The sequence below is a fragment of the Collinsella sp. i06-0019-1H4 genome (assembly GCF_042849575.1).
In the GTDB taxonomy this organism is placed as follows: domain Bacteria; phylum Actinomycetota; class Coriobacteriia; order Coriobacteriales; family Coriobacteriaceae; genus Collinsella.
In genome coordinates this window covers 1,009,444-1,031,428 of sequence record NZ_BAABYB010000001.1, presented here as the reverse complement: position 1 = coordinate 1,031,428, position 21,985 = coordinate 1,009,444, and the positions used below count along the sequence as shown (strand labels likewise).

General features: G+C 59.8%; 19 protein-coding genes. 4 read left to right on the top strand and 15 right to left on the bottom strand.

Features of this window, described 5'->3' with window-relative positions; translation table 11 throughout:
* Positions 1 to 32: 32 nt before the first annotated feature.
* The 15 genes from ACGHEN_RS04390 to ACGHEN_RS04320 form a co-directional block, all read right to left on the bottom strand.
* Entirely contained in the window at positions 33 to 1,259 is a 1,227-nt protein-coding gene (locus tag ACGHEN_RS04390) for a Coenzyme F420 hydrogenase/dehydrogenase, beta subunit C-terminal domain (protein ID WP_195569183.1), read from the bottom strand.
* 11 nt (positions 1,260 to 1,270) lie between these two features.
* On the bottom strand, positions 1,271 to 2,776 hold the full coding sequence (locus ACGHEN_RS04385; RefSeq protein ID WP_117746915.1) for a lipopolysaccharide biosynthesis protein: 1,506 nt from the start codon (positions 2,774 to 2,776) through the stop codon (positions 1,271 to 1,273).
* Between the two features lie 51 nt (positions 2,777 to 2,827).
* Positions 2,828 to 3,898 (bottom strand): polysaccharide pyruvyl transferase family protein, encoded by a 1,071-nt coding sequence (locus ACGHEN_RS04380; protein WP_158554627.1) that lies wholly within the window; start codon positions 3,896 to 3,898, stop codon positions 2,828 to 2,830.
* Between the two features lie 21 nt (positions 3,899 to 3,919).
* Complete coding sequence (locus tag ACGHEN_RS04375) at positions 3,920 to 4,984, bottom strand: glycosyltransferase family 2 protein (RefSeq protein ID WP_390397537.1); 1,065 nt, start codon at positions 4,982 to 4,984, stop codon at positions 3,920 to 3,922.
* 11 nt (positions 4,985 to 4,995) lie between these two features.
* Positions 4,996 to 6,264 (bottom strand): EpsG family protein, encoded by a 1,269-nt coding sequence (locus ACGHEN_RS04370; RefSeq protein ID WP_390397536.1) that lies wholly within the window; start codon positions 6,262 to 6,264, stop codon positions 4,996 to 4,998.
* On the bottom strand, positions 6,261 to 7,277 hold the full coding sequence (locus ACGHEN_RS04365) for a glycosyltransferase family A protein (RefSeq protein WP_117746912.1): 1,017 nt from the start codon (positions 7,275 to 7,277) through the stop codon (positions 6,261 to 6,263). The genes ACGHEN_RS04370 and ACGHEN_RS04365 overlap by 4 nt, the downstream gene beginning before the upstream one ends.
* Positions 7,278 to 7,301: 24 nt before the next feature.
* Positions 7,302 to 8,303, bottom strand: a complete 1,002-nt coding sequence (locus ACGHEN_RS04360; protein ID WP_158554625.1) for a glycosyltransferase family A protein — start codon at positions 8,301 to 8,303, stop codon at positions 7,302 to 7,304.
* Between the two features lie 4 nt (positions 8,304 to 8,307).
* Positions 8,308 to 9,780: a sugar nucleotide-binding protein gene (locus tag ACGHEN_RS04355; protein WP_390397533.1), complete on the bottom strand. Its 1,473-nt coding sequence runs from the start codon at positions 9,778 to 9,780 to the stop codon at positions 8,308 to 8,310.
* Positions 9,781 to 9,795: 15 nt separating this feature from the next.
* A complete protein-coding gene (rfbB, locus tag ACGHEN_RS04350; protein ID WP_390397530.1) occupies positions 9,796 to 10,818 on the bottom strand; it encodes a dTDP-glucose 4,6-dehydratase in 1,023 nt (340 codons plus the stop codon).
* An 18-nt stretch (positions 10,819 to 10,836) separates the two neighbouring features.
* Positions 10,837 to 11,736 carry a glucose-1-phosphate thymidylyltransferase RfbA gene (rfbA, locus tag ACGHEN_RS04345; RefSeq protein WP_390397528.1) on the bottom strand — a complete coding sequence of 300 codons (900 nt, stop codon included), beginning with the start codon at positions 11,734 to 11,736 and terminating at the stop codon, positions 10,837 to 10,839.
* 3 nt (positions 11,737 to 11,739) lie between these two features.
* Positions 11,740 to 12,609 (bottom strand): glycosyltransferase family 2 protein, encoded by an 870-nt coding sequence (locus tag ACGHEN_RS04340; protein ID WP_271740070.1) that lies wholly within the window; start codon positions 12,607 to 12,609, stop codon positions 11,740 to 11,742.
* Positions 12,610 to 13,311 (bottom strand): sugar transferase, encoded by a 702-nt coding sequence (locus tag ACGHEN_RS04335; protein WP_158554640.1) that lies wholly within the window; start codon positions 13,309 to 13,311, stop codon positions 12,610 to 12,612.
* An 85-nt stretch (positions 13,312 to 13,396) separates the two neighbouring features.
* Positions 13,397 to 13,987 (bottom strand): hypothetical protein, encoded by a 591-nt coding sequence (locus tag ACGHEN_RS04330; RefSeq protein ID WP_390397526.1) that lies wholly within the window; start codon positions 13,985 to 13,987, stop codon positions 13,397 to 13,399.
* Positions 13,988 to 14,312: 325 nt separating this feature from the next.
* A complete protein-coding gene (gene thrS / locus ACGHEN_RS04325; protein ID WP_215693767.1) occupies positions 14,313 to 16,076 on the bottom strand; it encodes a threonine--tRNA ligase in 1,764 nt (587 codons plus the stop codon).
* Between the two features lie 229 nt (positions 16,077 to 16,305).
* Entirely contained in the window at positions 16,306 to 16,737 is a 432-nt protein-coding gene (locus ACGHEN_RS04320; protein WP_055251579.1) for a zinc ribbon domain-containing protein, read from the bottom strand.
* A gap of 405 nt (positions 16,738 to 17,142) precedes the next feature.
* Here ACGHEN_RS04320 and ACGHEN_RS04315 point away from each other — a divergent pair, with 405 nt between their 5' ends.
* From ACGHEN_RS04315 to ACGHEN_RS04300, 4 genes are all read left to right on the top strand, one after another.
* Positions 17,143 to 18,597, top strand: coding sequence for an NAD(P)/FAD-dependent oxidoreductase (locus tag ACGHEN_RS04315; protein ID WP_390397524.1), 1,455 nt, complete (start codon positions 17,143 to 17,145; stop codon positions 18,595 to 18,597).
* Between the two features lies 1 nt (position 18,598).
* Positions 18,599 to 19,957 carry an NAD(P)/FAD-dependent oxidoreductase gene (locus ACGHEN_RS04310; protein WP_390397522.1) on the top strand — a complete coding sequence of 453 codons (1,359 nt, stop codon included), beginning with the start codon at positions 18,599 to 18,601 and terminating at the stop codon, positions 19,955 to 19,957.
* A 3-nt stretch (positions 19,958 to 19,960) separates the two neighbouring features.
* Positions 19,961 to 20,359 carry a DUF1667 domain-containing protein gene (locus tag ACGHEN_RS04305; protein ID WP_390397520.1) on the top strand — a complete coding sequence of 133 codons (399 nt, stop codon included), beginning with the start codon at positions 19,961 to 19,963 and terminating at the stop codon, positions 20,357 to 20,359.
* A 478-nt stretch (positions 20,360 to 20,837) separates the two neighbouring features.
* Entirely contained in the window at positions 20,838 to 21,926 is a 1,089-nt protein-coding gene (locus tag ACGHEN_RS04300; protein ID WP_390397518.1) for a M24 family metallopeptidase, read from the top strand.
* Positions 21,927 to 21,985 lie beyond the last annotated feature (59 nt).

Here is a 21,985-nt window from a genome sequence, read left to right as displayed (position 1 = left end):
ATCACCAACAGACATATTTTTGTCACAGTTCATTAAGCCTTCCCCAGCAATTTCTTTAACCTTCGTTTGACTCCCCCGAGCTTGCTACGTACGCGCTGGGCGAGGGAGGGTTCAAAGCCATACACAGCCATCATCTCATCGATTCCTCTCCCGCACTCGAGGTCGGCCATGAACTCGCCGCGTCTCTCATAAGGCACAACGGGCCTAACCAGGCTAGGATTGCCAGGCAACACCTTCTCGAGGGAAGACTCGCCCCACTCAATTCCAGACTTAAGCCTCTCAATTGCAGCAAGGCCCTTTGAGGTGTTGCACAGCACCGCGGAAACCCCGCCCTCGTAGTCGACCTCAGGGTGCGACGACTGGATCCCCCAGAAGTCCCCCAACGTGACGTCTGAGCCGCACGAGCGCTTGACACGACAAGCAAAGCACGAGGGTCTTAAGCTAGCATTAGCAAGGAACGCTTTCATGTACCAGTCATCCACGAAGATGCAGCTGTCGGCCGCCGCGGACGAAGCCCTCGCGACATCTTTCTCCGCATCATGCGCATACGCGTATGATGCGGAGTAAGACAGCCATCCGGTTGCCTTACTCCGCATGTTCACCGCGCGCAGCGCCGCGCCCACACCGACCTCCTTATATGCTGCCCACTTCTCCCAGAGGAGCGGCGAGGGGACGCCGTGGCAAATGACATCCACCGAGAGGAAACCGTCTGAGTCGGCGAGCTTCCCAAGGTAGGACCTCATGCCCGCAACTTGGCACGCGGTGCCGGAGAAGAGCACTCGCCTGCCACCGCGCAGAGCCTCCCGCACGCCCTCGTAGGCCTTGCGGCCGACCGAGCTCTGCACATACTTGGAACGCATGACGGAATCGAGATCTGACCCGTCTTCAACGAGCACGTGCCGCACATGTCTGCAGCCCTCATCCCAAGCGGCGCCGCACACGACGCCGCCATCCGCAAGAACGTCAAGGGCGAGCAGCCCGAAGACCCCACCCGAAGAGGAGGCAAGTCTCTCTCCCCTGTCCCTCGACTTCGCCCAGAGAACGGACTGCGCGCCATCCTTGGGGCGCTCCCCCATTGCGGGACACACCGAATCGCAACCCCCGCAGCCGATGCAGACATCTAAATTGACCATTGGCGTGGGGAAGCCACAGCCGTCGGTAATCATCCCGATGCAGGATTTCGGGCACCTCGCGGCACAGGCGCCGCAACCACAGCACGCATCTCCCAGCAACGTGATCTTCGGAAGGGACTTAAGCATAAAAAAACCTCCTAACGCAGGAAGGGCAATTTAGCCGCGATCGACGACTTCTCGCTTGAATCGAGAACGAAGAGCCACATTGCGGCAGCGAAAAGCACGGTGTAGACGACGCCCCAAGCCAGGAAAAGCAGCCAGCTAGTCACGGGCAGCAGCAGAGCCAGCCCCATGCATGCGGCCAAGACCACAGCGGAAGCCAAGACCACAGGCAGGTTCTTCTTCCAGAAATAAGCCATGTCCAGTCCGATACGCGCCTGATAGTACCAGTTCATAAAGAGACCGTTACCCAAGGCGATGCTCGCGATGTAAGCGATAGCGGGCGCCCAGTATCCGAGAACGGGCGAGGCAAACCATGTAAAAAGAACATTGAGACAAGCCATACAGAGGTAAACCACTGAACGCGCCCTATGCCTGTTTTTAGCGCGCTGGATCTCGATTCCCGTGTTCTGACAAAGCGGCACGCCCACGGGCAGCGTCATCGCACAGATGAGATAGTAAGTATCAAGGAAGCCCTCACCCGCCCACTTGGTAATGAAGAATCGTCCAAGCAGGACGAATCCACAGTACACCCAGCAGAAGAGGAACATCTGGTAGCGCCCTACGCGCGTCATGAGCCGAGTTAGCACTCCGTTGTCATCCGATTCAGCGACGATCCTATTGATCTTGGGCACAAATACGCTCGACATTGTTGTCGAGAGCGAGTAAAAGATTTGACGGATTTGCAGCGCCACAGCGAAAACAGATACAGTGACTGCGTTCGTGAGCGCGCCGAGCATCATATTGGGCACGCTCTGGTTAACTAAATCGCAAACCTGGTTGGCGAATATCCAGGCCGAGAAAGCTGCGACCGCGTGGAACAGGGCTCCGTCAAACCTCCTGAGACTGAATCGCATACCGAGCTTCGACACAGCATAATGCATGTTGAGGGCGAGCAGAGTCAAGGTGACTGCGAGCTGAGCCAGCGCTACACCGACCGCGCCCATACCAAAGTTGAGCAAGACAAAAGCGATACCCGGTGTCGCTAACGTGGTGAACATCTGACGGCTTTGCTGAAACTTGAACTGTTCGTGGGCCATGATGTATGCGTCGAACACAGTCGAGAACAGCACCGCCGCCACGTTCACCGCCATGATAGCCATGAGCTCGCCCGCAAGCCCGACTTGGTCGAACGTAAAGCTGCCAGAAAAGAATAGCCCAACGTTCGCAGCAAAGAGCAGTCCCAACACCAGTGCAATGGAGCTGATCATCGCATATAGCGCAAGGTACATGCCATTGAGTGATCGGACGTCTTCCTCCGTCCCCTTAGCCTTCTTCTGCGTATAGAAGCGGATATACGCCTCGGAGAAACCAAACGTCAGAAGCGTTAGGGAGAAGACGAAGGAATTCGCAGTCTGGTAAACGCCGTAGTCCGCCTGACCCACGAAAGCGAGGAGCATCGGGGTATAGACGAGGTTGACGAGATTCTTAACGATGATGTTCGCGTACCCGAGAATCGCCCCGGCCTTGCGTTGACTAACCATGGACAGTATCTCCCGAAGATAGAGTTTCAGATTTCACTGGACATAACCACCCTATAAGCTGGCAAGGGCAGCGCGAAGCCATGCGACGGAATCATTCCTCTTCTCCTCAAGCTCTCGCTCGAAGCCGGTCCAATCGAACTCATCGACGCAGCGCTCGCGGAAGCAATCCTTACCGGCGCGGTTGGAGTTAATCCCAAACAAAGCGTGGAGGGTATCGAACCTGCTGGACATATTCCCAGCATTTCCCTGCCGTTCGTAAATCACAAAAGGCCGGTGGAAAAGGAGACTGAAAACTGTAGCGTGGAAGCTGTCAGTGCAAACGAGAGCAGAGTGGTGAATAAGCCACACGAACTCCGCGGGGCCGACCGGCAAATGGATATCCGTCAAGTCCACCAGCCCCAGGCCGTCGCGGCCACATCGCTCCGCGATCTTTGCCGAAGCTGTATCGTCTCCCAAGACATACTTAAGGCAGAAAGGCCCCTCCAGGTCGATGCCCGGAATAATCGGGCGCTCCTCTATCTCGGACCACCACTTGGCAGTTTGGAGCATCGTAGGGTCAAGAACGACCTTGACATCCCGCCCAGTAAGCTCGCGGACAATCTGAGCACCCGCGAACTCCCGAACACCGATGTCCTTGATTCCGCCAAGCCATTCGGAGTAGCGCCGACCCCACTCCTCAGGCATGTCCGACATGCCGATGCCGAAACTAGCGGCATAGGCCATTTTCTTGTCGACGCCCACGGCGCACTGGGCGCCAAACTTACTCGCACCCAATCCCCACCCGGGGTTCCAGCATTGATCGGAGCCGATCACGACGGGACCAGTGATGCTACGAACGTCCCTCTCGGCAATCTCAACGACAGGCGCACAGTACTCATCCTGAAAAACTCGGAAACGCCGCCTCCTCTCGGCGGGCGCCTTCTTCGACTCGATTCGGACTCTGTTGAGGTCCGCCATGATCTTAAAGACCCCGCGCTTACTCACCGGGCGGCGGCAATCGACCGAAAGAACCTCTTTGCCGGTAAGAGAGGCGACGGCGGCCTCGAGGGCGCAGGCCTGCAGCCTATTCCCGTAGTTGGTGGGGTCAAAAATGCTGAGAATATATATCTGCCTGTCGTTCAATGAAACTCCAATCAAAGATAACTAACGAGTGCCTCGGCGTGAAATCCAGTACTTAATGGTTCTGCCGATAGACCGGATGTACAAACCGAAGCGGATATACAGCGGAATCATGCCGCTGCAGCCGAGCCAGAGGCGAAGAAACCGCCGGTTCTCGCTCCTGCAACAGCCGTTCTCAAGAGCCCCGTGGCAATCAAATCCTTTCAGGCTATCTGTCAACCAGGAAAGGACATCAGAATCGGAAGCGCCGTTGGAGAACGCAGTCTCCGCAGCGTAGGCGCAGGCCCCTACAAACCTGTCAGTAAGCAGTCGGTCGACTGCCTCCAAGCCATCGGGAGACATCCCTGCGTCAGGCTTGGCGGCGAAGCAGAGAACGTCTCGCATAGCCCGGGGGTAATCGAACTGCCCCTCCAGGTTAAGGCCCATGGCCGAGCCCCCGGAAGGCATGCGGTAGAGATAGTAGACATCGCTGTCTTCGACAGATTCGCAAATAGAGGCGCAGCAGAGCAGCTTCAGGATGAACTCCTGGTCCTCGCCGGTCCGCCTCCCGACCGTGAACCGGACCCCACTCGCCGCGATGAGCCGAGCAGAAACGAGGAAGAGCCAGCAGGGGAAAGTGGCGTATCTGTTCCCGAGCGATAGCTCGAGGAACTCCGATGCGTTCCCGAGGAACCGCCCGTACCCGAAGACCGTGCCTCGGGGAAGAGCACGGTACGCAAGCGCGACGACATCGGGGCGGACAGGCCTGCGTCCCAGCAGGGACCCCGCCTTCTCCACGAAGTTGGGAACGACGGTGTCATCGACGTCCAAGAAGGCGAGATATTCCCCACTGGCGGCCGCGATAGCAGCATTGCGCGCAGCGGAGACCCCGGCGTTCCCCTGGTGAAGAACCTTAATGCGATCATCGCCCCGCGCGAGCGCATCGGCCATCTCACCCGTACCGTCAACAGATCCGTCATCGACGATGATGGCCTCCCAATCGTCGGACGTCTGCTCAGAAAGCGAGCGAACGGCTGCCTCTAGGGTAGAAACGGCGTTATAAGCGGGGACAACAAACGTGATTAGAGGCGCCGTGACAGTTTGATACATGGATTTAACCTCTAGAAAAGGAGAAGCGGATAGAAAACGGCGCTCTTCATGACCTCGACATAGTTGAATGAAGGGATGAAGCTTGCCATGGAGATCAACCAGACGGCAATAGCGAGCAACATCAAAAAGGCATCGGCAAGAATCGGCCATCGCGAATCAACCGCATGGCCCCTTCCCTTGTTGTTAAGCAGATATGTCGAGCCAATCAAGATCGGAATGAACTTCAAGCGGTTGCCGACGTTAACGAGGGTGAGTTCCATCGCGATGACGCACATCGTCAAAACAAGAACGAGCGCCGTTCGTCCATCATGCTGTCTCGTGGCGTAGATCCTAAGCAGCAGGACCCCGAGCAGCAGCAACGAAAACACATGGCTCAGATTGCTGAGAAGGTTGTCCGCCTGCTCTTGATCCCACTCCGTGCCGATGGTATAGAAACTCGCCTTCTTCAGAACGCTCGTAATGACAGGCACCCCGTCAAACAAATGGGACGCGAGAAGTACGGAAGCCACGGAAATCATGGTGACGACCGCGACAACGCAGATAATCGAATTCCTGACAGGGTTACGCTCGAGAATCGGCTGAACTAGGAACAAAACCAAGACGAGCAGCATAGAATTGTGGATGAGGCATACGACGATGATCAGGACGAGCGACGGCAGAGAATCCCTGAACCCGTAAGACCGCCTCTTACATATCGCGACCGCACAAATCACGCAGCCGAGAGCCGAGCGAACGTTACCGATCAGGGGCTGCGCCGGGACGGCAAAAAAGATGAATAGCATGAGCGGGAGGAAAGCCCATGCATCTGTCGTCTCCTCGGCACACCTGTCCATCATCAGCCAAGCGATGAGACCGTAACCGAAAAACGCGGCGAGCGACTGGAGAAGTCGGAGGTCGCCGATATTCCCGGTTACCCAACACAGAAAGTTCCAGACGAGCAGGCCGTTGTGATCCTCGTTCAGGCTGGTTCCGATCGAGAGAATGTTCCTGCCATCGTAGTAGCCGCATTCAACCATCCATCGGGTCATATCGACAGGGTGGTTGTAAACGATACCATGGGCGACAAGCGCAGCGGAAAACCCAACCCCAAGGGCGCAGGCAACCGCCATCTTCTTTGTAGGGGCCCCGGTAAAGACGAGAAGGGAGAGGAAAACGGCGAGGAGGGGCGAAACAATAGCGCATACGCCAAGGAAGAACACCATGCCGAGCGCGTTCCCCCTACCCGCCATCGATAGGGTCCTCTGCGGCATGCCTCCCGAACTGATAGTTAAGATCTTCATCGAGCCAAGCTCCTCGCCAGCGGAGTAGCAGCGCGGCAGGCAACCAGGCACACATACGCAAGATAATCCATTTTCTTTTCCAACAAAGTGAAGAAGATCCGCTGCTCAAGCCTCAAATCCCCGCATCGACCGATGGCCTCCGCGTACAGCGATGTATCCCTGAACTCCTGGAACTGCTTTTTAAACCACTTGCCATCAGCATTCTTGCGCATGTCGTAGAAACCGTTAGACAGATAACCGACAAGAGCGGTCTCAGCAAATCCATTCCCCGGCCATTTCGAATCCCACGCGACGGCCTGTCGATGGACGGCTTCCTTGACCATGGCGTACTGGGCAATCTGGCCTTCGCGATAATTGGCAGTAATGCTGCTTGCGTTGGGACGATAATAATACAAGGGCTCGCGAACGCATGCGGCGCTCTTCATATTATCGAGAATGTAAAGGCTTTGCAGCTGATCTTCCCCAAGCTGCATCTTCCCATAAGGCGAGTAATCTGAATCGGCATCGACGCAAGACCTTCGAGCGATTTTAGTGACCATATTAGGAATATATCCATCGAGGAACGCAGAGCGTACATCGTTAAGGCTTTCTCCGGTATAGAAACGCTGTTCACCGGGCAGTCCCCCAGGGAGCACAGAGCCGAACGTCGGAGATTCGCTAAGGCAGATCAACACGACGTCGGGATCCAGTTCGTCAATGATCCCGGAAACCGCACACATTGCATTGGGCGCCAGACCGTCGTCGCCGTCGACGTGCCAATAATAATCACCGTTGGCGGCTTTGATCCCGGCACGGCGAGCAAGCAGCAACCCCTTGTTCTCCTGTTTGACTATGCGGACGGGAACATCCGCCTCCGCGGCGAAGCGCTCATAGATACTCGCGCTGCCGTCGGTCGAGCCGTCGTCGACGATGACGACCTCGTAGTCGGAATAATCCTGATGTGCAATGCTGTCCAAGCATTGTCCGAGATATTCCTCTACGTTATAAACGGGAATGATTATCGAGAATCTCACATTAAAAACCTTTGTTCATAGGGATTATCCGATTGCTTTGCCAGAAATCGCGGCATAAAGGGCATAGAAAGCGTTATGCATCTTCGGGGAAAGCGCAAAAAGCGCGCACCTCAGTCTCCAGGTGCGCGAAGCTAGGGTGTTCCTTGAGGCGCGCATCGCAAGGTCGCGGGCAAGCCTCAAATACGCCTGCCCCTCCGCCCTGTCGGCAAAGCTATCGAGATCAACCCGCATGGCAACGCGCAGAATGCAATACGCTCGGAAGCACTCGAACTCGCCATCAAAATTTCCCTCGGCAACCCGCCGCACGGCCTCAATGGCAGCATCCATATCCCTCACATGCTTAGGGCCTTGCTTCTTAAGCGTTGTGATGGAACCGGGCCTCGTCACGTACGCATAGAAAGGGGCGTCAGTGACAGCGACGGTCTCTACACGGGAGCAAATCGCGGAAGTCACGCCCATATCCTCGAAAAGCTGACCCTCGGGGAACACAAGGTCGGGCATCAAAGAACGGGAAAACAACTTGCCCCAGGCAGACCCGCTCTCCCCTTCGAGCAGAAGAAGGCGCCTCAGATGCTCCCAGCCGCTCTCCAACGTGAACAAAGGCTCACTCCGCATTTCATAACTCTCGAGAGGAGGCATCTTGGCAAAGGACCCCGCGACAAACGACACATGGTATCTCAAAGCCGCCTGGAGCATGAACTCAACGGCCCGCGGATCTATGAGATCGTCTCCGTCGACATACATCAAGTAGTCACCGTGACAAAGCCGAGTGCCATAATTTCGGGCAGATGAGAGCCCGCCGTTCTCCTTGTGGAGAATCTCGACGCGTGAATCATCCCCGACGACGCTAGCAATCAACTCAACCGTGTCATCGGTACAGCCGTCATCCACGATAAGAATCTCAATATTTGGATACGTCTGACAGAGCAGCGACCTTATGCAGGGAAGCACGAACGGCCCCACGTTGAAGATGGGGACGACGATGCTAACAAGAGGCGCTTCAGCTTTTGATGCTGTAGAAATCATATCTTTAGAAAGAACCTCCCAAATCCAAGGCATCCAGGTACTCCCCCAGCTCTTCCTCCCAGTCGGGCATGTGGAAGCCGACGGCCTCGAGTTTCGACAGGTCGAGCGCGGAGTGGACCGGGCGCGGGGCGACGGGGCCCGCGGCGCCGGCGTAGTAGTCGGCGGTCGACACCGGCACGACCTTCTCGCCGTTGCCGTTCGCGGCCTCGAAGACGGCGCGGGCGATGTCCGCCCAGCTCTTGACGGCGCCGGAGCCGGTGCAGTCGTAGGTGCCGTAGGGCGCGTGCGTCCCCAGCACGTGGAAGATGGCCCGCGCCATGTCGCGCGTGAAGGTCAGGCGTCCCAGCTGGTCGTCCACGACCGTGACCTGCGTGAGCTTGTCCTCGGGGTCTGCGACGCGGTCGGAGAGCCCCCTCATGGTCTTGACAAAGTTGCGGCCCTCGCCGATGACCCAGCTGGAGCGCATGATGTAGTGGCGGGGGCAGCCGGCCACGGCGATGTCGCCGGCGGCCTTGGTCTGGCCGTAGACGGACAGCGGGCTGAGGGGCTCGTCCTCGTCATGCACCTCGGCGGTGCCGTCGAAGACGTAGTCGGAGGACACGTGGACCAGGGTGATCCCGTGCCCGGCGCAGGTGCGGGCCAGAAGCGCCGGGCCGGTCGCGTTGGCCTTCCAGGCGGTCACGCGGCCCTCGGGGGTCTCCGCCCTGTCCACGGCCGTGTAGGCACCGCAGTTGATCACGGTGCCGTAGAGCGACCAGTCGTACTGCGCATAGGCCTCCGGGTCGGACATGTCGAAGGTGTCGATGTCGCAGAAGTCGAAGTCCTTCGCCACGCCGCGATCCTCGGCCAGCTCGCGGACCGCGCGGCCCAGCTGGCCGTCGCAGCCGGTGACGAGGGTGCGCTTCGGCGCCATGGGGACGACGTCGGCGAGCATCGGGTGGTTGAGGTCCGCCTCGGAGACGGTGGCCTGGTCGAGGGGGATCGGCCACTCGATGGCGAGCTCCGGGTCGGCGAGGTTCACGAAGGTGTAGGTCCTCTTCAGCTCCAGCGACCAGTGGGCGTCCACCAGGTAGGTGTAGGCGGTGCCGTCCTCCAGGGCCTGGAAGGAGTTGCCCACGCCGCGCGGGACGTAGATGGCCTTGCTGGGATCCAGAACGGTCGTGAACACCTTGCCGAAGGTCTCGCTTCCCTCGCGCAGGTCCACCCATGCGCCGAAGACGCTGCCGCGGGCGACGGAGATGAACTTGTCCCAGGGCTCGGCGTGGATGCCGCGGGTGACGCCGCGGCTGTCGTTGTAGGAGATGTTGTTCTGGACGACCCTGAGGTCGGGGATGCCCAGGGCGGTCATCTTGGCGCGCTGCCAGTTCTCCTTGAACCAGCCGCGCGAGTCGCCGTGGACGGCGAGGTCGACGACCTTCAGGCCCCCGATGCCGGTCTCGGCGACGGCGAGGTCCTTCCCGAATGCGATGTCTGCCATAAATCTACCCCCTCCTTACTGGCCCTGGGCGCGGTAGCGGGCCTCGGTGGCCTCCTTGGCCGGGCGCCACCAGGACTCGTTGGCCACGTACCAGTCGATCGTTTGCCTGAGGCCCCCGGCGAAGTCGGTGTGCGCCGGCCTCCAGCCCAGCTCGCGCCGGAGCTTGGTCGAGTCGATGGCGTAGCGGCGGTCGTGGCCGGGGCGGTCGGCGACCCAGTCGAAGTCCTCGGGATCCTTTCCCATCGCCTCGAGGATCATGCGGAGCACGGTGATGTTGTTCTTCTCCCCGTCGGCGCCGATGAGGTAGGTCTCCCCCGTGCGGCCGCGGGTCAGGATGTCCCAGACGGCCGAGGAGTGGTCCTCGGTGTGGATCCAGTCGCGGACGTTCTCGCCGCGGCCGTAGAGCTTGGGGCGGACGCCGTCGACGATGTTCGTGATCTGGCGCGGGATGAACTTCTCCACGTGCTGGTAGGGGCCGTAGTTGTTGGAGCAGTTGGAGATCGTGGCGCGAAGGCCGTAGGTGCGGGTCCAGGCGCGCACGAGCATGTCGGAGCTGGCCTTGGTGCTCGAGTACGGCGAGGACGGGTGGTACGGAGTCTCCTCGGTGAACTTCGCCGGGTCGTCGAGCGCCAGGTCGCCGTAGACCTCGTCGGTGGAGACGTGGTGGTAGCGGACGCCGTGCCTGCGGACGGCCTCCAGCAGGCGGAAGGTGCCCTCCACGTTGGTGCGCAGGAAGGGCTCGGGGTCGGCGATGGAGTTGTCGTTGTGGGACTCGGCGGCGTAGTGCACGATGGCGTCGTGGCCCGGGACGATGCGGTCCAGGAGCTCCGCGTCGCAGATGTCGCCCACGACGAGCTCGACCCTGCCCTCGGGCAGCCCCGCGATGTTCTCGGGGTTGCCGGCGTAGGTCAGCTTGTCCAGGACGGTCACGTGCACGCCGGGGTGGTTGTCGACAACGTAGTGCACGAAGTTGCTGCCGATGAAGCCGCAGCCGCCCGTGACGATGATGTTCCTGGGGGAGAAGGTCTCCTCTGCCATGTTCGAATCTCCTTGTTCCTAGTACTCGCGCGGGCTGCTGACGATCTCGCCGGCGGCGACCTTCTTGAGGTGCCGCCCGTAGACCGACTTGCCGTAGGCCTCGGCGGCCTGCCTGAGCCCCACGGTCGTGATCCAGCCGTTCTCCCAGGCGATCTCCTCGGGGACGGACACGGGCAGGTCCTGGGAGTGCTCAACGGCGCGGACGAATTCCGCGGCCTCGTGGAGGCTCTCCATGGTGCCGGTGTCCAGCCACGCGTAGCCGCGGCCCAAGGTGACCACTGACAGCGTCCCCTCCTCCAGGTACATCCGGTTGAGGTCGGTGATCTCCAGCTCGCCGCGCGCGGAGGGCTGGACCCTATGGGCCTTGGCGGCCACGTCGCCCGGGTAGAAGTACAGGCCGGTGACCGCGTAGGAGCTCTTGGGGCGCTCGGGCTTCTCCTCGATGGAGACGGCACGGCCCTCGCCGTCGAACTCCACGACGCCGAAGCGCTCGGGGTCGTCCACGTGGTAGCCGAAGACCGTGGCGCGGCCCGACTCGGCGTTCTGCACGGCGCGCGTCAGGTGGCGGCTGAGGCCGTTGCCGTAGAAGATGTTGTCGCCCAGCACGAGCGCGCACGGCTCGCCGGCGATGAACTCCTCGCCGATGGTGAAGGCCTGCGCCAGGCCGTCCGGGCTCGGCTGCTCGGCGTAGGAGAGGTTCACGCCGTAGCGCGAGCCGTCCCCGAGCAGGCGCTCGAAGTTGGGCAGGTCGGTCGGCGTGGAGATGACCAGGATGTCCCGGATGCCCGCCAGCATGAGGGTGGACAGCGGGTAGTAGATCATGGGCTTGTCGTAGACCGGCAGCAGCTGCTTGGAGGTCACGAGTGTGAGCGGGTACAGGCGCGTGCCGGACCCGCCGGCGAGGATGATGCCTTTCATTGGCTATGACCTTTCAATTCTTGCGGCTCTGCGACCGGCGCGATTTCCAAGGAGACGGGCGCAGCAGTCAACTCCGAAGGCAACTAACTCGCCGAAATTACCTTCCCGAAGAAGCTGAGAGGAGACTGACCTGACGAGCCGGCCCCCTTCACCGATCTCACTTGCTTGCATGAGATCGTCCGCATGCGTTTCGAGAAAGAAACCGACGGCACGGTTGCGGGCAAACTGTTGGGATGGCGTCAAGTTATGCGAGTGATAGACCTCGGCACGCGGCTCGTAAGCGACCTTCATACCCGAGGCGATAAACTTGGCGGCCATGAGCATGTCCTCGTTGGTATTAACATGATCGAATCCGCCGCATTCGAGATATGCGGTCCGTCGATAGGCAGAACAGGCGTCAGATGCAAAAAACGTCTTAATGCCAAGTTTTTCGAGATCGCCTTTCGAACGCACGGATGGTGAGTCAGGATAGTTAAAACAACGTACAAGTTGTTCAAAACGACGGGCATCGGCCTTGGGAAGCTGCCTACCACTAACAAGGGCGATATTCGAGTCTTCAACCATAGGGGCAACAAGCCGCTTCAAGTAGTCATCGGAAACGGGCACAGCATCTTGGGTGAGAAAACAGACGAAGTCGCCACTCGATTCATTCAGCGCCATGTCTCTTGTGGTGCCGTGGTTAAAATCCTGGCGATCAATCTCCAGCAAGCGAACTCTTTTGTGCTTCTGGACCAACTCAATAGTTTTGTCTTCCGATGCGGAATCGACGACCAAAATCTCATTCGGCTGAATTGACTGGCGATCAAGGGCAATTAAAAGCGCCTCAATTTCATGTTCAGCATTAAGAGTCGGAATGATGATAGAAATATCCATCTATCGCCCCGTCTTCTTCTTGCCGAACATGGCACTGAAGGTGCCAGTGAAGCACTTCCAGTCCATGCGAAAGCAGCGATTGCGCACGTAATTTAGTTCAATTTTTTGACGCAAACCGCTCTCGAAGGTAGCGGCATTACGATCAGTCGCCTGCCACAGGCCCGTAATGCCAGGCTGAACAGAAAGCAACTCAGCTTTTTCTTCATCAGTAAAATGCTGCTCGAGCTCATCCTGTGTAATGGGGCGCGGCCCAATGACGGAAAGATCGCCGTTCAGCACGTTGAGAAACTGCGGCATCTCGTCAATTGAGCACTTACGGATGAACCGACCAACCTTGGTAATGCGGGGGTCATCGTCAACCTTGCGCTCAACTTCCCACTGATGTAGCTGCTCAGGGCTAAGGTACTTATGTACTTCGCCAGCGTCGGAGACCATGCTGCGGAGCTTAAAAATCTTGATGGTCTTTCCGCCCTTGCCAACTCGTTCTTGCGTATACATAGGACTGCCAGGCGATTCAAGGCTGATGAGCGCACACACAATGGCGATAGGGATAAGCAGCAGTACGCTCATCAAAAGACTGAATACAAGGTCAAACAGCCTCTTAATAAAGCGGTAGCCAAGCGTACCGCTCGGTTTAATCTCTTTAATAGCCAGTGCGTCCCCCACGGATACACAGCTCTCTGTTACTTCTTTTTCAGCCACAATAAAACATACGTTCCTGTCCCCAGGAACCCCCCCCCCCATCTATGAACTCAAAATTTGAATTAACTGCTGGCGCAACGTCCCCTTACGTCTTGCTGGGCACGTCCAGCGGAAGCAGCTCCCTGAAAGCGGAGTCGCCTTCGCCCACGTCCACCAGGCACCAGCGCTTATGACGATCGATCCTCTTTACGCGGGCTTCTTGCCCCACCAAGGGCCCCTGCTCTATGTACAGCACGCCGTCTTCTATACGGGCCACGCTGTTGCGCACAACGCCGTCGTCGTCGAGCACGCTGCGGTACCAGTCCTGCGCGTCGTCCGGCATGGGCACATAGGCCCGCTCCCTGCTGCCGGCAATGCGGCAGCCAAAGCTCAACTGGGCCAAAGCCCTATCGAGTGCGGCGGCATCGTGCGTGGCGACAAAGAAGTATTCTTTGTACATAGGTTTGGTTTGGAGCGACCAGGCACCATCCCGCTTAAACCAGAACTCCTTTTGCATTACAAAAGCGTCCTGCATAAGGTTGTGCGGGATAATGCGGCGGACCTTTTCGCAGGTCTCGCGCTCTTTTCCATGGGGGGTGTGGACCAGATACCAGCGGACGCGACCGTGTTGGCTGTTGGTGGTGACGCCGTTAAAGGCGCCCGGCAGCTGCTCTTGGCGCCGTGCCGTCTGTTCCATGTTCTCGCCCCCTCTTTTGGCTTTGCGATGCACGCAAATGCAGGGGCGTTTAGAACAGGCTTCTCGCTCGCAGCTAGGCGCAGTCGCAAAAGTACAGGTTTTTGTATCTTTCAACTGACGACATTATATTAGCAATTATTCAGCGTTTGCCCAGATTACGCAAAATGTACTGCCAGTAGGTGCATCTCCATACCCCTCTACAAAAACCTGTACCTTTTTGTGCAACAAAAAAAGCCGCTCAACCAGCGGCTTTTCTTATTTCGGCATGAAAAAGGCGACCGTCCTTTGTGGACGGTCGCCTTTGTTAATTGTTGTGTTGCTTGCCTTAGGCGCGGGTCTTGATCTCCTCGGTCACCTTCGCAACAAACTCGTCAACGCTCATCTGAACGGTCTCGTTGGAGCGATCGCGGACGGAGATGTTGCCGGCCTCGACCTCCTTCTCGCCCAGGATGAGCATGTAGGGCACACGGTCGATGCTGCGGGCCTCGCGGATCTTGTAGCCGATCTTCTCGTCGCGATCGTCGCAGACCACGCGAATGCCGGCCTCCTCCAGCTTGGCGCATACCTCGTGCGCGTAGTCGCGGCTCTTCTCAGAGACGGGAAGTGCCTTGACCTGCACGGGAGCCAGCCAGGTGGGGAACTTGCCCGCAAAGTGCTCAATCAGAATACCGATGAAGCGCTCAATGGAGCCAAAGCAAACGCGGTGCAGCATGATGGGGCGCTTCTTGGTGCCGTCGGCATCCACGTACTCCAGATCAAAGTTAAGCGGCATCTGGAAGTCGAGCTGGACGGTACCGCACTGCCAGGTACGGCCGAGCGAGTCCTCCAGGTGGAAGTCGATCTTGGGGCCATAGAAGGCGCCGTCGCCCTCGTTGACCTCGTAGTCCATGCCCAGCTTCTCCAGAGCGGTACGCAGGCCCTCCTCGGCGCGCGCCCAGTCCTCGTCCGAACCCATGGAGTCCTCGGGGCGGGTGGAAAGCTCAACGTGGTACTTAAAGCCAAACTTCTGGTACACGGAGTCGATCAGGTTGACCACACCCACGATCTCGTCGGTCAGCTGGTCGGGACGCACAAACAGGTGGGCGTCGTCCTGGTTAAAGCAGCGCACGCGGAACAGGCCGTGCAGGGCGCCACGCAGCTCGTGGCGGTGCACCAGGCCAATCTCGCCGGCGCGGATGGGCAGCTCGCGGTAGGAATGCGGCTTGGAGGCGTACACCAGCACGCCGCCCGGGCAGTTCATGGGCTTAATGCAGTACTCTTCGTCGTCAATAACGGTGGAGTACATGTTGTCCTTGTAGTGGTCCCAGTGGCCACTGGTCTTCCACAGCTGCTTGTTCATGATGAGCGGCGTGGAGATCTCCACGTAGCCGGCCTTGTGGTGGATCTCGCGCCAGTAGTCCAGCAGCGTGTTCTTAAGGATCATGCCGTTGGGCAGGAAGAACGGGAAGCCGGGAGCCTCATCGCGCATCATAAAGAGGTCCATCTCGCGGCCGATCTTGCGGTGGTCGCGCTTCTTGGCCTCCTCCAGCATGTGCATGTGCTCGTCGAGCTCTTCCTTGGTAGCAAAGGCGACGCCGTTGATGCGGGTGAGCATCTTATTGTCCTTGTCGCCCTTCCAGTAGGCGCCCGAGACGCCGGTGAGCTTAAAGGCCTTGAGGGCCTTGGTGTAGCAGATGTGGGGGCCGACACACATGTCGATGTAGTCGCCCTGCTGGTAGAAGGTGATGCGGGCGTCGTCGTCCAGGTCGCCGATGTGCTCGACCTTGTACTTCTCGCCGCGCTCCTCCATAAGGGCAATGGCCTCGGCGCGGGGCTTCTCGTACACGGTGAACTTGAGGTTCTCCTTGACGATCTTTTTCATCTCGGCCTCGATCGCGGGGAAGTCGTCCTCGCTGATCTTGACGCCCTCGGGCAGGTCGACATCGTAGTAAAAGCCGTTGTCGGTCGCGGGGCCGTAGGCAAAGTCGGCCTCGGGATAGAGGCGCTTGATGGCCTGCGCCATGATGTGCGCGGCGGAGTGGCGGATGACGTGCGTGACCTCGTCCTGCGGGAGCTCGGCCACCGAACCGTCATTGTAGAGTGCCTTCATGGGTATGTTTTCTCCTCTCGGATGCCTGATGCAAGTGCGTGCGATGCGCTCGGCGTTTTAACTTGCATCATTATAGGCAGGTTGCCTTGGTATACAAGCGCCCGCCGCACCTTAATGGCACGGCGGGCGATTTTCTACGCATGCTTCATCGTGTGGGCGCGGGGTGCGCGTGTGGCTTGCGCGGGACGCGCGGTGCCCGTGGCTTGCGGCCGGCCCGGCGATGGATGCGTTACTGGATGCGAGTTCGGCAGTAGGGGCAGACTTTCCAGTGCGCATCGAGCGGGCGATGGCAGCTGGGGCAGACGTTGCGAACCTGGGTATCGCACACCGGGCAGACGACGAAGTCCTTCTCGATGGGCGCGCCGCACTGCGGGCAGGTGCCATACTGGGCAAGCTGACGCTCGCGCAGAGCCATGTCCAGCTCCTGCTCCTCGCGATCGGACGCATAGGAGTGCGGGCGCAGGACCAGGTAGGCAATGAGGCCTACAAACGGGATGAGGGCGATGATGCCCCATGCCACGTAGGCGCTGGCGCCGCGGCGACGAGCGTCGATGAACACATAGACGACCGACAGCACATACAGGGCGATGATAAAGCCAACAAAGGCATAGACGACGCCCATAAGCTGCGGCGACATGAGCTCGGAGATGTACTTGGACATTACGGGTACCTTTCGGAATATTTACAGTTCTGTCAAGTTTACCACGGGGTTTGTTTATATGGGACCACGGCTAGGGGCGGGGCTGGCGCGGACACAAACATCTCAATCTGTAACAGTTAGGAGTAAATCCGGTCCTAGATGTTACAGAACGAGACACAGGGGTCCCTCCCCGACTTCAATCTCGATCTGTAACATCTTGGGCCGCAAAATCAGTCCTTACTGTTACAGATCAAGACGAACGGTTGCCGTAGCTGTCGGCAGACGAGGCCAACATCCGTGCCGGGTCTCCCCTCGCCTGCCGTTGGCGGGTGTTGCGGGGCTGTTCACCGCATTGCCGCCGCGCTGGGGGTGTGCAGACCGTAGGATAGTCTTATTGACAGCCTGTCAACTCGTCTGGGAGGCACCGTGGCAGAAACGTTTGATATCGCAATTGTGGGCGCGGGCATTACGGGGTGCGCCATCGCGAGGCAGCTCGCGCGCTATGACCTGTCCATTTGCGTGGTCGAGGCGGCTAACGATATTGCGCTGGGCGCGTCGAAGGCCAACGGCGGTCTGGTGCACGCCGGCTACGATCCGGCACCGGGAACGGTAAAGGCGCAGGTCAACGCCCGTGGTTGCGAGCTATATGGCACGTGGGCCCAGGAGCTAGGCTTTTTGTTTTGCCGTACCGGGTCGATGGTGCTGGGGTTTAACGACGAAGACGGCGCACAACTGGAGCAGCTGCGGTGCAACGGCCTTGCCAACGGTGTGCCCGAGCTGTCGATCGTCGGACCCGACCGCATCCACGAATTGGAGCCGCGCGCCAGTGCCGATGCAACGTGTGCGTTGTGGTGCCCCTCGACTGGATTTGTCGACCCGTTTGAGGTTGCCATCGCCGCGCTGGAAAACGCCGTCGCCAACGGGGTGACCTTTATGCGGTCCGCGCCGGTGGAGGCGATTGAAGTCGCGGGCTCGGGCGACGACGGGTGCTTTACACTGGCGACCCCCGCTGGCAACGTGCGCTGCCGCTACCTGATCAACGCCGCGGGCAACGGCGCCGCCGGCATCTCGCATATGGCCGGTGCCGAAGAGCTTCAGATGGTCTGGCGCCAGGGCAACATCGTGGTGCTGGACAAGGAGCCGCGCACGCTCATGCCGCTCTACCCCGTGCCGACGCCGGTGTCGAAGGGCGTTATCGTGACGGGCACCGTGCACGGCAACACCGTGATCACCGCCACGGCTACCGTGCGCGAGCCGGACGACACGCAGACCTATGCGAGCGATGTGAACGCGCTGCTGACCGGCGCGCGCAAGCTGGTGCCCGATCTGGATACGCGCCGCGTGGTGCGCGCATTTGCCGGCGGGCGTCCGGTCATTCAGGGAACGAACGACTTCTTTATTGGACAGTCGGCCGTGATGCCGGGGCTTTTCCAGGCGGTCGGCATTCAGTCGCCGGGCGTGGCAAGCGCGCCGGCAATTGCCGAGCGCATGGAGCATGTGATGCGTGAGGAGGGCGTGGAGCTGCACGAGCGGGCGGACTGGAACCCAATTCGCCGCGAGCCGGACGACTTTGACCGCGCACCGCTGGCGCGCAAGGAAGAACTCATTGAGTCCGATCCCGCGTGGGGGCAGATTGTCTGCCGCTGCGAGACGGTGCCCGAGGCCGAGATTGTGGCCGCGATTCGGCGCCGCCCGGGTGCAATTTCGGTCGAAGGTGTCAAGCGCCGCTGTCGTGCCGGCATGGGTCGGTGCCAAAGCGGGTTTTGCCAGAGCCGCGTGGTGGCGATCCTGGCGCGCGAGCTGGGCTGCGACCCCAGCGAAGTGCTGTTGGAGGATGCCAGATCTTGGCTGGTCGAGGGACCTTTGAAGGGGGTGCGCTAGGATGGCGGAATTCAAATCGAGTGCGATTGATTGCGGCGTCGTAGAAGCCGTACAAACGCGATCCTTCGACGTGGTCGTTATCGGCGGCGGACCTGCCGGCATGGCTGCCGCGCTGGCCGCGCATAAGGCCGGAGCGCGCGTGGCCATCGTGGAGCGCGAGCAGCACCTGGGTGGAATCCTCCGCCAGTGCATCCACCCCGGCTTTGGCCTGTCGCACTTTAAACAGGAGCTCACCGGTCCCGAGTACGCGCAGCGCTTTATCGACCAGGTGCACGCAACCGACATTGCGCTGTTCCTGAACAGCATGGTGATTGGGATTGATTCAGGCGAGCCTGCGGAAGACACCGCGGTCCACACCGTCACGCTCATGAGCCCTACCGGCATGATGCAGCTCACCGGACGTGCGGTCGTCCTTGCCATGGGGTGCCGCGAGCGCACCCGCAGCGAGATCAAGATTCCTGGCAGCCGACCCGCCGGCGTGTTTAGTGCCGGCTTGGCGCAGCGATACATCAATATCGAAAACCTCAAACCCGGCTCGCGCGCCGTCATTTTGGGTTCGGGCGATATCGGGTTGATCATGGCACGTCGCTGCACGCTCGAGGGGATTTCCGTCGAGGGCGTGTACGAGCTCATGCCGTACGCCAATGGCCTGCGTCGCAATGTGAAGAACTGCCTGGACGACTTTGGCATTCCGCTGCATCTGTCGACCACGGTCACGCGCGTGATCGGACACGACCGCGTGGAGGCCGTCGAGGTAAGCCAGGTCGACGAGCATCTGGCGCCCATTGCCGGGACGGAGCGCATCGTTCCGTGTGACACACTGCTGCTTTCGGTGGGCTTGATTCCCGAGAACGAGCTTTCGGTGAGCGCGGGCGTTGAGCTTGACCCGCGCACGCGCGGCGCCGTGGTGGACCAGAGCCTGCAGACGGACGTGCCGGGAATCTTTGCCTGTGGCAACGTGCTGCACGTGCACGACCTGGCCGACAACGTAACAACCGAGTCCGAGAGGGCTGGCGCAGCTGCGGCGGCGTACGCGCTGGGCGGCGGAGCCGAGACGGACGCGGTCGCGGACACGGGCTGCGAGCTCACGGTCTCCCCCGCCGGCATCGCAGGCTACGCACTGCCGGGACGCATTACGGCTGTGGCACTCACCAAACTCAACTTTCGTGTGCGCCGACCGGTCGACGCCGCCCGCGTGCGCATTCTCGCTGGCGGCGAGGAATTGTTCGCAGGCAAGGTACGTGCATTTAAGCCGAGCGTCATGGAAAGTTTTCCGCTGCCGGCAAAGGTGATTCAACGTGCACTCGACCTGGGTGTCAGCGAGATTGTCCTGTCCGTCGACCCCGTTGAGGAGGCATAGCTCATGAGCACGAATGTAGCCAAAACGCTGCAGTTCAACTGCACCACCTGCCCATCCGAGTGCCTCCTGACCGTAGAGGTGGAGCGCGATGCCAACGGTGCCGTGGCAGCGGTGCGCTTCGTAACCGGCAACAGCTGCCCGCGCGGCGACAAGTTCGCGCACCAAGAACTCACCTGCCCCATGCGCGTGCTCACCACCACCGTGGCTGTATCCGGCGGCGATGAGGCGCTGCTGCCCGTGCGCACGGCCGAAGCCATCCCGCTGACGCTCCACGCTCAAGCCATGAACCTACTCCGCGGCGCGGTCGTCGACGCCCCCATCCGCATGGGCGACATCGTGCTCCCCAACCTCCTCAACACGGGCATCGACCTCATCGCCAGCATGGACATCAACCCAACCTAAGCAGCTCATTTGGGACGTGGCTCTTTTAGCTACCCCGCCATCCACCCCGTCCCTCCTCAATTGCGTTGAAATAGTTCCTGATTTCCGCCAAAACCCCGGCATCCAGGAACTATTCCACCGCAACTATCCTTGGAATCGGTATTTAGCTTGTTCCTACTTTAGTGCCATTTCAAAACTATACCGGATTACGGGGCTGATTCGGAGACCCCCATCCATACCGGCAATTTTCGATTTTTGATAAGCCCTCTACCTGCGGTTTTAATTTCGCGATTTTTCCCATGGTCAAGTAATACAGATCCAGCCCCGTAATCCGCCATACTTTTGAAGCCAGCCCATTTGGGACGGGCCTCTTATGACTACTTTTTCCTGCGCGCTTGCCAGGCTCGCCATGGAGTGTCCCAAAGTGCCGGCATAAAAGGAACGTCCCTAGCTGCCGGGCATGGGATACCATGGTGGCAACCTAGCGAAAGGATGTTTCATGGCACATGTCGATGACCAGCGCGTGGCGCGCGTGCTCGATGCGCTCGAGGCTCAGCACCCCGGCGCACAGCTGCTCGTAAACGACCCGTGGTCGATTTATTACCTGACCGGTTTTTATGCCGAAATGTTCGAGCGTTTTTGCGGCGTGCTGCTCGCACGCGGTAGCGAGCCCGCAATCTTGGTCAACGCGCTGCATCAGCTGCCCGAGTATGACAATGCCCGAGTTGCCTACCACACCGATACCGACGTCGTAGCCGACGCCATCGCGAGTGAGATCGATCCGACCAAACCGCTCGGCATCGACACCGTCATGCGCTCCGGCTTTTTAATGCCGCTCATGGAGCGCCATGCTGCGAGCGAGTTTTTCCTGGGCGACTTTGCCGTCACCGCCGCACGCACCCACAAGGATGCCACCGAGCAGGAGCTCATGCGCGCGTCCTCGACCGCTAACGACGCTGTGATGGCCGATGCCATCAAGCTCGTCCACGAGGGCGTAACGGAGTGCGAGATTGCCGACCAGATGCTCGGCTTGTATCGCAAGCACGGCTGCGAGGGCTTTAGCTTTCCGCCCATCGTGAGCTTTGGCGCCAACGCCGGCGACCCGCACCACGAGCCCGACGACACCGTGCTCAAGCATGGCGATGTAGTACTGTTCGACATTGGCGGACGCCGCTGCAACTACTGCTCGGACATGACGCGCACGTTCTTTTGGGGCGAGCCGGACGAGGAGACGGCGCGCATCTACGATATCGTGCGCCGCGCCAACGAGGCCGCCGAAGCGCTCATCGCACCGGGCGTGCGCATGTGCGACCTGGATCGTGCCGCGCGCGATGTGATTGAAGACGCAGGCTACGGGCGGTACTTTACGCACCGCCTGGGACATTCGATTGGCCTGCAGGATCACGAGCCTGGCGATGTCTCGCTCGTCAACGAGCAGGTTGTCGAGCCGGGCATGACGTTTTCCATCGAGCCGGGCATCTACCTCCCCGGCCACACCGGCGTCCGCATCGAGGACTTGGCCCTGGTGACCGAGAAGGGCGTCGAGATTCTCAACGCCTACCCTCACGACCCATTCCGCCTAGACTAGCCTGGTCCCCAAGCCCCCAAACTAAGTTGCGGTGGAATAGTTCCTGGATGGGCTGCTAG

Coding starts and splice junctions, on each gene's coding strand:
- ACGHEN_RS04390 (WP_195569183.1), bottom strand. CDS start 1,259: ATGCTTAAGTCCCTTCCGAAGATCACGTTGCTGGGAGATGCGTGCTGT.
- ACGHEN_RS04385 (WP_117746915.1), bottom strand. CDS start 2,776: ATGGTTAGTCAACGCAAGGCCGGGGCGATTCTCGGGTACGCGAACATC.
- ACGHEN_RS04375 (WP_390397537.1), bottom strand. CDS start 4,984: ATGTATCAAACTGTCACGGCGCCTCTAATCACGTTTGTTGTCCCCGCT.
- ACGHEN_RS04370 (WP_390397536.1), bottom strand. CDS start 6,264: ATGAAGATCTTAACTATCAGTTCGGGAGGCATGCCGCAGAGGACCCTA.
- ACGHEN_RS04360 (WP_158554625.1), bottom strand. CDS start 8,303: ATGATTTCTACAGCATCAAAAGCTGAAGCGCCTCTTGTTAGCATCGTC.
- ACGHEN_RS04355 (WP_390397533.1), bottom strand. CDS start 9,780: ATGGCAGACATCGCATTCGGGAAGGACCTCGCCGTCGCCGAGACCGGC.
- rfbB (WP_390397530.1), bottom strand. CDS start 10,818: ATGGCAGAGGAGACCTTCTCCCCCAGGAACATCATCGTCACGGGCGGC.
- rfbA (WP_390397528.1), bottom strand. CDS start 11,736: ATGAAAGGCATCATCCTCGCCGGCGGGTCCGGCACGCGCCTGTACCCG.
- ACGHEN_RS04340 (WP_271740070.1), bottom strand. CDS start 12,609: ATGGATATTTCTATCATCATTCCGACTCTTAATGCTGAACATGAAATT.
- ACGHEN_RS04330 (WP_390397526.1), bottom strand. CDS start 13,987: ATGGAACAGACGGCACGGCGCCAAGAGCAGCTGCCGGGCGCCTTTAAC.
- thrS (WP_215693767.1), bottom strand. CDS start 16,076: ATGAAGGCACTCTACAATGACGGTTCGGTGGCCGAGCTCCCGCAGGAC.
- ACGHEN_RS04320 (WP_055251579.1), bottom strand. CDS start 16,737: ATGTCCAAGTACATCTCCGAGCTCATGTCGCCGCAGCTTATGGGCGTC.
- ACGHEN_RS04310 (WP_390397522.1), top strand. CDS start 18,599: ATGGCGGAATTCAAATCGAGTGCGATTGATTGCGGCGTCGTAGAAGCC.
- ACGHEN_RS04305 (WP_390397520.1), top strand. CDS start 19,961: ATGAGCACGAATGTAGCCAAAACGCTGCAGTTCAACTGCACCACCTGC.
- ACGHEN_RS04300 (WP_390397518.1), top strand. CDS start 20,838: ATGGCACATGTCGATGACCAGCGCGTGGCGCGCGTGCTCGATGCGCTC.